The sequence below is a fragment of the Helicobacter pylori genome, from assembly GCF_002832345.1.
GTDB classification, from domain to species: Bacteria; Campylobacterota; Campylobacteria; order Campylobacterales; family Helicobacteraceae; genus Helicobacter; species Helicobacter pylori_CP.
Window position 1 is genome coordinate 22,851 of sequence record NZ_PHLZ01000001.1, and the last position, 12,278, is coordinate 35,128.

The following is a 12,278-nucleotide window of genomic DNA, read 5'->3' on the forward strand; positions in this document are numbered from 1 at the left end:
TTAAATCATTTAAAAAAAGGATAGCCATGCAAAATAAAGAAATGGATCAAGAAAAAAGCGTTAATGAAAAAAATGTAGAGGTTTTTAATCGTTATTTTCCCGGTTGCTTGAGTATAGAAAATGACAATCAACTCACGCTAGACACAAAAAAATTAAAAGCGTTACTAGGGGATTTTAGCGAGATAAAAGAAGAGGGCTATGGGTTGGATTTTGTAGGTAAGAAAATCGCCTTAAATCAAGCTTTTAAGAAAAACAATAAGATTTTAAAGCCCTTAAATAAATCCACTAGCAAGCACATTCTCATCAAGGGCGATAATTTAGACGCTCTCAAAATCTTAAAACAAAGCTATAGTGAAAAAATCAAAATGATTTACATTGACCCCCCTTACAACACCAAAAACGATAATTTTATTTATGGCGATGATTTCTCGCAATCCAATGAAGAAATTTTAAAACAATTGGATTATTCTAAAGAAAAATTGGATTATATCAAGAATCTTTTTGGGTCAAAATGCCATAGCGGGTGGCTTAGTTTCATGTATCCTAGATTGCTGCTCGCTAGAGATTTGCTCAAACAAGACGGCGTGATTTTCATCAGCATTGACGATAACGAATGCGCCCAACTCAAACTTTTATGCGATGAAATTTTTGGGGAGGGGAATTTTGTGGCTCAATTTATATGGCATTCTAAAAATAAGCCAAGTGGCAACACAACAGAAGATAAAACGATTGATACAAGAACAGAATATATTTTCTGCTATCAAAGATATAATTTTAAAGCAAATAAACATGAAAATACAAAAGAAGAATTGGAAGAAAAGGGTTATATTTTAAAAGATGAATATTTTGAAACAAGAGGGCATTATAAGCTTACTCCTTTAATGCACTCATGTTCTGCAAGTAGTTTTCAATATATTGAGAGCTTGGATTATGAAATACAAGCGCCTGATGGCACATGGTTTAAAAACCATCAAAATATTAAAAAAGAGAAATCATACCGCTATACTTGGAGTAAGAAATTATTTGATTTTGGTAATCAAAATGGGTTTATTGAATTTCAAAAAACGAGTGATGGTTTTTGGTGTGCATATAGAAAAATGTATGAATTATGCGCAATTGATAATAAAAAACTACAGATTATCTATCGTAAAAGTGGGAATGCGTATTCTAATTTAATTACTAATCTTTATAGCGATATAGGAGCGAATGAAGTAAGAAATATTTTTAATGGAGAAAAAATTTTTTCATACCCTAAACCTCTAAAACTCATTAACCGACTGATTGAATTATCCACAAACGAAGGCGACATCATCTTAGACTTTTTCGCCGGGAGCGGGACAACCGCGCATGCCGTGTTAGAGAGTAATAAGAGCGATTATCAAAAATTAAGTGAGGGGGGGGGTTATTTAATGGCTTGAGTGCCGAATTTAAAGAAAGGCAGTTCATTCTCGTCCAGTTAGATGAAAAAATCGATCCCAAGGAAAACAAAAGCGCTTATGATTTTTGTTTGAACGCCTTAAAATCCGCCTCCCCAAGCATTTTTGACATCACCGAAGAAAGGATTAAAAGAGCGGGGGCTAAAATCAAAGAAGCTTGCCCTCATTTAGATGTGGGGTTTAGAGCGTTTGAAATCATTGATGATGAAACGCATGCTAACGATAAAAATCTGGGTGGAGCCACTCAAAAGGATTTGTTCGCTTATTCTAACCCAAAAAAAGGGGAAACTCAAACGATTTTAATCAAGCTTTTATGCTGTGAGGGTTTAGAGCTCACCACCCCTATAACTTGCTTGATTGAAAACGCCTTGTATCTGGCTGAAAATACGGCTTTCATTGTGGGGGATATAGAAATGAGCGAAGTTTTAGAAAACTTGAAAGATAAAGGGGTGGAAAAAATCAGCATGTATATGCCCGCTATCAGTAATGATAGGCTGTGTTTGGAATTGGGCAGTAATTTGTTGGATTTGAAATTAGAGAGCGGCGATTTAAAGATTAGGGGGTAGAGATGAAAATCAAATTCAAACGATTGGATTATCAGGAGCAATGCCGGGACCAAATTTTAGGGGTGTTTAAGGGGATTTATTTCATGGAGCAAGAAAATGACGCTCAAAGGATTGCTAACCCTGTTTTTGAAATAGGGGCATTCAAAGATCTTTTATTAGAAAATATTGAGAATTTGCGATCGAAACAAAAAATAACCCAGGGAAGTGTGGGGATTGAGAAGTCGTTAAACTGCGATATTTTAATGGAAACAGGCACCGGGAAGACCTTTTGCTTTTTGGAATGCGTTTATGCCTTGCACCAAAACTACCATTTGTCAAAATTCATCGTTTTAGTGCCAAGCAACGCCATTAAATTAGGGGTTTTAAAGAGTGTTGAAATCACCAGAGAATTTTTTAAAAGCGAGTATTCTAACACGCATTTAGAAAGCTATGAAGATGCAGAAAGATTCATTCTAGCGAGCAACCATAAATGCTGTGTGTTGGTGATGACTTTTTCTGCCTTTAATAAAGAGAAAAACACTATCAACAAATCATGCCTAGAAAACACGAATCTATTCAATGGTGCAAAAAGTTACATGCGAGCTTTAGCGAGTATGCGCCCCATCGTAATCTTAGACGAACCGCACCGATTTTTAGGCGATAAAACAAAAAAATATTTGGAACAATTAAACGCTTTAATCACGCTCAGGTTTGGGGCGACTTTTAAAGATGATTATAATAATCTGATTTATACGCTAGACAGCAAAAAAGCGTTTGATTGCGCCCTAGTGAAAAGCATCAGCGTGGCGTCTGTGGGGGAGAGTCAAGAGTGTTTTTTAGAGCTTAAAGAGATTAAAAAAATACAAAACGAATATGAAGCTATGATTAACTACACGGATTTAGAAAATAAAACTCAAAGCGTCAAAGTCAAAAAGCACGATAATTTAGGCGCGCTAACTCAAATCAGCGCTTTAGAAGATTACATTGTAGAAAAAATCACTAAAACTGAGATTCGTTTTCTCAATGGCTTTAATTTGTTACTGGATCAAAAAGAGCCTTTTTCTCATCTTTTAGAGGGAGAACAAGAAGTGATGCTGAAAGAAGCGATAAAAAGCCATTTTGAAAGAGAAGAAGGGCTTTTTAAAAATGGGATTAAAGCCTTGTGCATGGTGTTTATTAGCGGGGTAAATAGCTATTTAAGCGAGAATGAAAAGCCGGCCAAATTAGCCCTTTTATTTGAAAAACTCTACCAACAAAAGCTTGAAGAAGTCTTAAAAAAGCCTTTAGATGAAAATTATAGAGCGTATTTAGAACGCACCAAAGACGCTATTTTAAAAGTGCATGGAGGGTATTTTGCTAAAAGCAAGAAAGAGAGCGATGAAGCCCAAGTGATCGCGCTCATTTTAAAAGAAAAAGAAAAATTGCTGAGTTTTGATTCCGATCTCAGGTTTATTTTTTCGCAATGGGCGTTGCAAGAGGGGTGGGATAACCCTAACGTGATGACGATTTGCAAATTAGCCCCTAGCCATTCCAATATCACTAAATTGCAACAAATCGGTAGGGGGTTAAGGCTCGCTGTGAATGATAAGGGCGAACGCATCACTAAAGAGCATGCTGATTTTGATTTTGTCAATGAATTGGTGGTGATCGTGCCGCAAGTGGAGGGGGATTTTGTGGGAGCGATCCAGCAAGAGATAAGCGAACATAGCTTGATTAAACAAACATTCAGTGCAGAAGAGTTAGAAAAAAGCGGCGTTGTTAAAAAAGGGTATTATGGGGTTTTATTGGAAACATTAGAGGGTTTGGGTTTTGGAGAAAAAACAGATGATGAAAACTTTAAACTCACTCTCAATCAAAACGAATTTTTAAAAAAAGAGCCAGAACTAGAAAATTTAAAAAATGAAAAATACTTGGATTTTGAAAAATTAAAAGATTTTTTAAAAGATCGCTTGATTGGTAATTCTAGAGTGAGGGACAAAAACGAGCGAAAAACTGAAAAAATCAAAATCAATAAAGAAAATTTTAAAAAATTTGAAACCTTATGGGAAAGTTTGAATCATCAAGCCCGGATCGCTTACGCCATTGATAGCGAGAGTTTGATTGATGAGATTGTCAAAAAGATCGATTCTTCTTTTAATGTCAGTTCAAAAATCGTTTCGGTTACGACTCATAAAAAAATAGAAACGATGGGAAATAACGCCACAACAGAGATTTTTGAGCGAGAAAGCGCATGTGTGTGGAGCTTGCATGAATTTATCAGCGCCTTGTCTAATAAGGTGAAATTGAGTTTTAAAAGCGTGGCTAAAGTGTTGGAAAACATTGATGAAAACAAGTTTAATGAAATTAAAAAAAACGAACAAGAGGGCTTAAAGCGCTTAGAAGAGCTGTTTTTGGAAATCATTTATCAAAATATTAAAGATAAAATCTCCTATCAAATGCGCGAAACGACGATTAAAAACAGAAAAAACGATGCGTTTTATGATGAAAAAGGAGAAATTAGAGAATTTTTAGACGGGAGTTTGGATGGGGATAAATATGAGATTAAAAATTCAAGCGTGCGAGAAAGATGCCTGTATGAAAATTTCATGCAAGTGCATAGCGAGATTGAAAAAGACACGATTGAAGAATCTAACGACACTAAAATCATTGTTTTTGGCAAGCTCCCTAGGGTTAAAATCCCAGTAGGGTTAAATCAAACTTATAGCCCTGATTTTGGGTATGTGGTTGAAAACAACGATAAAAAAGTGTTGTTAGTGGTGGAAACTAAGGGGGTTGAACATGAAAGCGAATTGCGCGAAGAAGAGCGGCGGAAAATTTCAACCGCTAAGAAATTTTTTGAAGCTTTAAAAAAGCAAGGCGTGAATATTGAATACGAAACCAAAATGAACAAAGATCAATTAAGCATGTTGATCAATGAAGTTTTAAATCGTAAAGATTAGAGTTACTTTAATGTTTCACATGGAACAATTTCAAAGAAAAGCGTTTTATTTAAAATTCATGGTGCTTTTGTTATAATCGTTTTCATCCCATTTCAAAGGCGTTTTATGATTCGTTTCACTCCCATTCCACTTAAAGATTTTATTAAACCATACAACCCCCAAGAACCCAAAAAGGAAACTATAGAAAATTTTGAAAAAGAAATAAACAGCTTATTAGAAAACGCGCCAAGACGAAATGATGAAGAATTTCAAAAAAATGAAATCAATAAGTTTTTAAAAAATGCCTATGGCTATGACTGCAATACTAATGAAAAAGTGGATAGCGCGATCTATGTGGGTGAAAAACCTTGGGTGCTTATTGAAGTCAAATCCCTAAGTAACAAGACAGAATTCCCTAAAGACAGAGAAAACCCACTCAGTAAAGCCTTTTGTCAAATGGTTTTGTATTTTTTAAAAGAGACAGAAGAAAACAACTCCCTAAAACACGCCATTATTTGCAACGCGCATGAATTTTTTCTCTTTGATTGTAGGGATTTGCTTTTGTTGTTTCAAAAAGATAAACGCATCAATAAATTCTATGAAAGTTGGGCTAAAAACGAAGGCACAGACCCTTCAAAACCAAAATTTTACAAAGATTTAGAACAATATTTGAAAACAGATTTTAAGGGCGAACTTCGCTACACTCACTTTAATTTGAACGATGATTCTAAAGAACTTCCTTTGATTTATCAAGTTTTAAGCCAAGAAGTCCTTTTAAAACAAAGGAAAACCCTTGACGCCAACACGCTTAACAAAGATTTTTATGAAGAATTGCTCTACATTTTAGGGTTAGAAGAGCAAAATGACAAAGGGAAAATTTTAATCAAGCCCAGCCGCACCAAAAACTCCCTAAGCGATGCTTTAAAAGGTTCATACAATAATTTAGACGATGAAGAAGTCATGGCGTTGCTCATCGCTTGGAATAACCGCATCTTGTTTTTACGGCTTTTAGAAAGCCTTTTATTTTCTTTCAAGCATTTTAAAAATTCTTTCTTAACCATAGAAAACTTTAAAACTTTCAACGCCCTAAACGATCTCTTTTTTGAAGTCCTAGCCAAGAAAAACAGCGAGCGTTTACCAGAAATTAAAGAAGACAAGATTTTACAAAAAATCCCTTATTTGAATTCCAGTTTGTTTGATAAAACGCCTTTAGAATTAAAGGGGTATGAAATCAAGCTTTTAGACAATAAAAAGCTAGAAATCTATAAAAATTCCGTTCTCAAAAAAGATGAAGATTATCAAAAACAAAAAGATTTAAAACCTTTGCCCTTGCTAGAATACCTTTTTGAATTTTTGCGCCTTTATGATTTCACCACCACCCCTAAAGACATTAAAGATAATCAAAATAACAGCGAAAGCTGTTTGATTAACCCTAGCGTTTTAGGGCTTGTTTTTGAAAAACTCAACGGCTATAAAGAGGGGAGCTTCTATACCCCAAGCTTCATCACAAGCTACATGTGTAAAGAGAGCATCACGACAATCGTGTTGGATAAATTCAATCAAACTTACATGATAGAGTGCGATAATTTAAAAGAATTAAAAAATTACCTCAAAAATAGCTATAAAGAGGATAAACGCAAAGAATACTTGCAACTCCTTCTCACTTTACGCATTTGCGATCCGGCGGTGGGGAGCGGGCATTTTTTAGTCTCTGCACTCAATGAAATGGTGTGGGTTGCTCACAAGCTAGGGCTTATTGCTTCCTTGTATCGCCACGAGCTTAGATTAGAAAACGATGAAATCATCATTCACACGCCAAAAAATGAAGTTTTTAAATACACCATACCACATAGCGAAAACGACCCCCACCACCAAATCCAAAAAGAACTTTTTGAGCTTAAAAAAGACATCATTGAAAACTGCCTTTTTGGCGTGGATATTAACCCCAATTCTTGCGAAATCACCAAGCTCAGGCTATGGATAGAGCTTTTAAAATACAGCTATTATATTTTTGAAAAGGGCAAGAACACTAATGCGCTTGAAACCCTCCCCAACATTGACATTAACATTAAGTGCGCTAACAGCTTGATCTCACGCTTTAATTTGAATGATGATCTCAAAAAGATCCCCAATATCAAGCAAAAAATCCAAGAATACAAAGATCTAGTCGCCCAATACAAAGACCCAAACTCTCTCTATCCCTTAAATAAGCAAGATCTTATCAACAAAATCCAAGACTTAAAAAACACTTTTTCCCTCACGCTCAAAGACCCTAAAACCAAAGCAGAGCTTGAAAAGGCTATTGAAAAACACATCAAAAAATACAATGATTTTGCCCTAGACGATAAGAGTTTGCTAGATGGGTTGAATTACTTTATCCCAAACCTTTTTGGCACGCCCAAACTAAGCCCCAAAGAAGAGGAAGAGGCTTTTGCTTCTTATGGGCGTATTAGAGCTTTAAGGAAAAAGCTTGATGATACCTTGAGTGGTAGAGAGTATCACAATGCGTTTGAATGGCGCTTTGAATTCCCTGAAGTGTTGGACGATGAGGGGGATTTTTTAGGCTTTGATTGCATCATTGGCAACCCGCCTTATATCCGCCAAGAACACATCAAAGACATAAAGCCTTTATTAGAAAAGCAATACCAAGATTTCTATAACAGCACCGCTGACATTTACACCTACTTTTTTGCCTTAGCTTACCACCTTTTAAAAGAAAAGGGGTTTAACGCTTTCATCACTTCTAACAAATACGCGCGCGCCAAATACGGCGCTAAATTGAGGGAATGGCTGCTTCAAAAAACCACCCTTGTCAGCTACATGGAACTAAACGCTTTAAAAGTCTTTGAGAGTGCTGCAGTGGATACCAGTATCATGAATTTCATCAAACAAACGCCCCCTAAAGAGAGCGTTTTTGAATATTACGAACCCACCCCAAACGATAAAGACGATTTGAAAAGCACCCCCTCCTTTTTGATGAAACAAAACGCGCTTTCAACAGAAAGCTTTATTTTTGCCAACGCCACGCTTTTAGATTTGAGGGACAAAATAGAGAGTGTTGGCACCCCGCTTAAAGACTGGGATATTCAAATCTATCGTGGCATTTTAACCGGTTGCAACGAAGCCTTTATTATTCCCACTGAAAAAAGAGACGCCATTTTGAACGCTTGCAAGACGCAAGAAGAAAGAAAGCGCACAGAGAGGCTTATTAAGCCTATTTTAAGAGGGAAAGACATTAAAAGGTATTCTTATGAGTGGGCGGATTTGTGGGTGATCAACACCCATAACGGCTACACTTCTAATCTCAAATCCAAAATCCCTCCCATTGATATAGAAAAAACCCCTGTGCTCAAAGCGCATTTAAACGCTCATTTAGATACTATTGCAACACGATGCGATCAAGGAGACACCCCCTATCACTTAAGGAATTGCGCGTATTTAGAGGATTTTGAAAAAGAGAAAATTGTGTATGGCGAGATCGTGCAAGAGCCACGATTTTATTTAGATAATGGAGAATGCGAATTAGGGTATTTTTATGCAGAAGCCACGAGCTTCATTCTCACAGGAGAACATTTGCACTATCTTTTAGGAATGTTGCATTCTAAATTGATCACTTTTGCTTTCAAAACTTTCTATGCTGGCGGAGGACTAGGCGAGAGTGGCTATCGCTATAAAAAGGCTTTTATAGAACGACTACCCATTCCCCAAATCACCAAATCAAACAAGCCTACAGCCGATAAAATCACCGCTTTAGTGGAGCAAATCCTACAATTAAAAGAAAACGACCCTAAAGCCAACACCCAAAGATTAGAAAAAGAAATTGACGCTTTAGTCTATCAGCTCTACCACTTCACCGATGAAGAAATTAAGATCATTGAAGACGGGCAGTGAAAAGCTGATTTTCCACTTAAGGATAACCCCCTAATTTAGGGGGCAACTCTTTTTAAGAATTAGCGTTTGATCACTAGATCAAACTTTAAACCCAAAAAACTGATTTTTAGGTATAATTCTTTCCAAGAGTGTTTACTACGATGATTTTTCATAGTAAGCTCCTAAAAGTGGATTTTACCCCCTAATCTCTAGCAAAAAAACTAGGGGGTGAGCGTTATTTTATCCTAGCCTTACAAAAACGATTTTTATAAAAGCTGCAAACCACTCATTTAAAGTCGCATCGAAAAACTTCACAAGAAATAAAAAGCACTTTACCTTAAAGGAAACCCCTTAAATAGGGGAAACCTTTGGCTTAATGGGTTTTTTTAACAACGATTTTAACCCTATACTTAAAAAAGGGTATTTTTAAGTATAATACAACCAAAGGTTTTTTTACCATGTTTTTTGGACATAGTAATCCTTTGAAGGTAATTTACCCCCTAATCTCTAGCGAAAAACTAGGGGGTGAGCGTTATTTTACCCTAATCTTACAAAAACGATTTCTATAAAAGCTGCAAACCACTAATTTAAAATCGTATTGAAAAACTTTTCTTCCAAATTTTTGAAATTCCATTAAATATTTGTTCAATACCGCAAATTTTTAACTTAAAGCCTGTTTTTAGAGCTTAAGTTATTGGCCTTACTTTTTTCTTGAAAAATATCTTTATAAATAAAGAGATTAAAATCATTGAAAAAGGAATGGTTAGAAAGTTAACAATATTTAGTTAAAATTAGCAAAAACTAACTAGGGGGTATTAATGGTTAATGCTTTGGAACTAGCAAAATATATTCTTAAGCATTCAAACAAAGAATTGAGCAACTTAGAATTGCAAAAAACTTTGTATTTCACAGAGCTTGACTATATTAAAGAGTTTGACAAACACCTAGTTTCTGATGATTTTGAAGCTTGGAAATACGGACCTGTTGCAAGAGAGGTGTATTATAAATATCGTAATTATGGTGCCAATTCTATTAACAAACCCAAAGAGGAAACGCTCTCACAAAATCTTAGAAAAGATGAACTTGAAACCATCAATCGCTCCATAGAAAAATGCAGCAAAAAATCCTATTGGGATTTAGTGAAAGAGAGTCATAAAGAAGATGGCGCTTGGCATAAAAGCTTCAAAGAAGATAGAAAAGAAATCATTAGTAAAGATTTGATCAGACAAGAAGCCAAACAAACAAATGGAAACTAAAGAAGAAGATAAAGATAAAAAGCTAGAAGAAATTATTGTATCGCTGTGTGAAAAGGGGGATTTGTTTAGCCAAACAGATCAAATCATCAAAGATCTCAAAGAAATCTATCAAGGAGAATACAGGCATAAATACTCAAAAATTACAACTATTATTTTAAATTCTACAAGGGATAAAGAGCAAGCCTTTATGACACTCGCACAAAATATAAGGACACTCAAAGAGATTCAAGATAATAAAGAAGTTGAAAGCATTAGCCAAAACTAGAAAAGCTTTATGATCGCATGAATTTAGAGTGTATCAAACTGCAAGATTTTGATGAGAAAATGAGTAGAGTTAAAGATATTTCTATCAAGTTAGAAGATCTAAATAAAAACTATAAAAAATTAAGCGAAGAATTGAATAAGCAACAAACGCAATACATAACCATTTTAGGTATTTTTGCTTCTATTGTTTTAACATTTGTTGGGGGATTGGCGTTTTCCACTTCTGTTTTATCAAATATTGACAAAGCGAACGCCTATCGCTTGGTTTTTGTTATGGCTTTTATAGCTTTATTTTTTGGGAATATTTTGTATCTGCTTTTTTCTTTTTTATCAAAAATATCCTTATCAAAAGAGGAAAAAGATAAACAAGAAAATTTTTGCAAAAAACCTATTTTTTGGTTTAATTTAATAGTTACAATTCTACTTGTGATTGGTTTTTGTGGAGAATTGCATATAATACAGAGATTAGTTTCTAAATATCTTTAAATTCAACCCAACCCATTTTTTGCGTCCATTCCAATAAAATTTGATGCAAATTTTTCTTAATTGAGTGTTTTTTTGCAATTTTGAAAATCTCAACACTCATTGAAAAACCTAAATTATTTCTTTCAAATTTAGCCTTAAGAAATCCAATCACGCGTTTATTGAACACCGCAAGCCTTTTAACTTAAATTCCTTTTGATTAAAGACTCAATAAGTTTCACAGAAATCATTTTAATTCTTAAACAAAGACTCTAAAGCTTCTACCCCTACTTTTTGCGTTTCTTTTTCGCTTTCATTTTCTGCGTTTTCTTTGACGCTAGGAATGGTTTCAAACTCTATGTGATAGCCTGTAAGCATGGACGCTAAGCACACATTCACCCCGCCTTTACCGATAGCCTTAGATTTTTCAATGTCTAACAAGCGCACTTTAGCCTTTTGCAAATGGTTATTGGCAATGAAACGCTCTTGAATGGATTCTTTTTCTTCAGCACTCAATTCTTCTATGGGGATTTTTTTAACCTCAACGCTTAAAATTTTGGCTGGAGCGAGCGCTAAAGTGATATAAATTTCAGGCACATTAGAATACTCTATGCAATCAATGTTTTCTTTATTCAATTCGTTACTGATCGCATTAATGCGCACGCCCTTAACCCCCATAGCCGCGCCTATGGGGTCAATCCTGGCGTTATGGGAAAAAAAGCTCACTTTCGCTCTGTTGCCTGGGATTCGCGCGCAATGGATGATTTCAATTTCTTTATCTTTAATTTCAGGGACTTCCAATTCCAACAAAGCTTCAAGCATTTTAGGGGTGGTGCGGCTCAGCTCTAAGAGTAAGCCTTTTTTCGTGCGTTTGACTTGCGTTAAAACCGCTTTAATGCTATCGCCCACTTTAAAACTCTCGCCCTTGATGCGATGGCGCATGGAAAGAACGCCCTGAAATTGCTGCTCGATCTCAATAAAAGTGTTTTGGTTGCTATCCACTAAAATCACTTGCCCCATTAAAACGCTGTTGAGACGCTTTTGAAACGCTTCAAAGTGGCTGTCTTCTAACGCCTTTTCTAACTGGTATTGCAAATCTTTAAAAAGGCGGTTGATCGCTCCTTGCTTCATGCTCTCCAAACTCAAGCTGTAAGACAATTCGTCCTTAATCTTAACGCTTGGATCCATTTCTTTGGCTTTAGACAGGCTGATGTATTTAGAAGGATCGTTAATCAACCTTTCATCATCGTCTTCTAAAACTTCCACCAACTGGATAAGCTGGAGCTGCTTGTTTTCTTCAACCACCAAGTAGCGCGCTAGGGGGTCCAATTCGTTTTGTGCCATTTTTAACAAACAGCCTTGAATCACTTTTGAAATCATCTCTTTAGGCAAATTTTTTTCATACGCAATGCATTCTATAAGATCGCTGATTTTTTCCATTCTTAAGTTCCTTTAAATTGATGTTCTGTCGTTTTCTATCATTCTCTATTGTGGGGGATATGGTGCGTTTAAAAGAAATTTTATTAT

7 protein-coding genes and 1 pseudogene are annotated in these 12,278 nt (G+C 35.6%); 6 read left to right on the plus strand and 2 right to left on the minus strand.

The window, feature by feature from the left end:
* Window positions 1–26: 26 nt before the first annotated feature.
* The 6 genes and pseudogenes from CXY28_RS00145 (at window position 27) to CXY28_RS00170 (ending at window position 10,775) form a co-directional block, all read left to right on the plus strand.
* Window positions 27–1,418, plus strand: a complete 1,392-nt coding sequence (locus tag CXY28_RS00145) for a site-specific DNA-methyltransferase (RefSeq protein WP_100979092.1) — start codon at window positions 27–29, stop codon at window positions 1,416–1,418.
* Entirely contained in the window at window positions 1,415–2,002 is a 588-nt protein-coding gene (locus tag CXY28_RS00150; RefSeq protein WP_100979093.1) for a site-specific DNA-methyltransferase, read from the plus strand. The genes CXY28_RS00145 and CXY28_RS00150 overlap by 4 nt, the downstream gene beginning before the upstream one ends.
* A 2-nt stretch (window positions 2,003–2,004) precedes the next feature.
* Window positions 2,005–4,920 (plus strand): type III restriction-modification system endonuclease, encoded by a 2,916-nt coding sequence (locus CXY28_RS00155; RefSeq protein ID WP_100979094.1) that lies wholly within the window; start codon window positions 2,005–2,007, stop codon window positions 4,918–4,920.
* Between the two features lie 105 nt (window positions 4,921–5,025).
* On the plus strand, window positions 5,026–8,790 hold the full coding sequence (locus tag CXY28_RS00160) for a DUF7149 domain-containing protein (RefSeq protein ID WP_100979095.1): 3,765 nt from the start codon (window positions 5,026–5,028) through the stop codon (window positions 8,788–8,790).
* Window positions 8,791–9,587: 797 nt separating this feature from the next.
* Complete coding sequence (locus CXY28_RS00165) at window positions 9,588–10,025, plus strand: Panacea domain-containing protein (RefSeq protein ID WP_100973909.1); 438 nt, start codon at window positions 9,588–9,590, stop codon at window positions 10,023–10,025.
* Window positions 10,015–10,775, plus strand: a pseudogene (locus tag CXY28_RS00170) (hypothetical protein). The gene CXY28_RS00165 and the pseudogene CXY28_RS00170 overlap by 11 nt, the downstream one beginning before the upstream one ends.
* Here CXY28_RS00170 and CXY28_RS08630 read toward each other — a convergent pair.
* Window positions 10,762–10,941 (minus strand): hypothetical protein, encoded by a 180-nt coding sequence (locus CXY28_RS08630; RefSeq protein WP_198516053.1) that lies wholly within the window; start codon window positions 10,939–10,941, stop codon window positions 10,762–10,764. The pseudogene CXY28_RS00170 and the gene CXY28_RS08630 sit on opposite strands and share 14 nt — an antisense overlap.
* 62 nt (window positions 10,942–11,003) lie before the next feature.
* A complete protein-coding gene (gene nusA, locus CXY28_RS00175; protein WP_100979096.1) occupies window positions 11,004–12,191 on the minus strand; it encodes a transcription termination factor NusA in 1,188 nt (395 codons plus the stop codon).
* Window positions 12,192–12,278 lie beyond the last annotated feature (87 nt).

What these genes read in the sequence shown, in the direction of transcription:
- CXY28_RS00145 (WP_100979092.1), top strand. Translation starts at nt 27, where the DNA reads ATGCAAAATAAAGAAATGGATCAAGAAAAAAGCGTTAATGAAAAAAAT.
- CXY28_RS00155 (WP_100979094.1), top strand. Translation starts at nt 2,005, where the DNA reads ATGAAAATCAAATTCAAACGATTGGATTATCAGGAGCAATGCCGGGAC.
- CXY28_RS00160 (WP_100979095.1), top strand. Translation starts at nt 5,026, where the DNA reads ATGATTCGTTTCACTCCCATTCCACTTAAAGATTTTATTAAACCATAC.
- CXY28_RS00165 (WP_100973909.1), top strand. Translation starts at nt 9,588, where the DNA reads ATGGTTAATGCTTTGGAACTAGCAAAATATATTCTTAAGCATTCAAAC.
- nusA (WP_100979096.1), bottom strand. Translation starts at nt 12,191, where the DNA reads ATGGAAAAAATCAGCGATCTTATAGAATGCATTGCGTATGAAAAAAAT.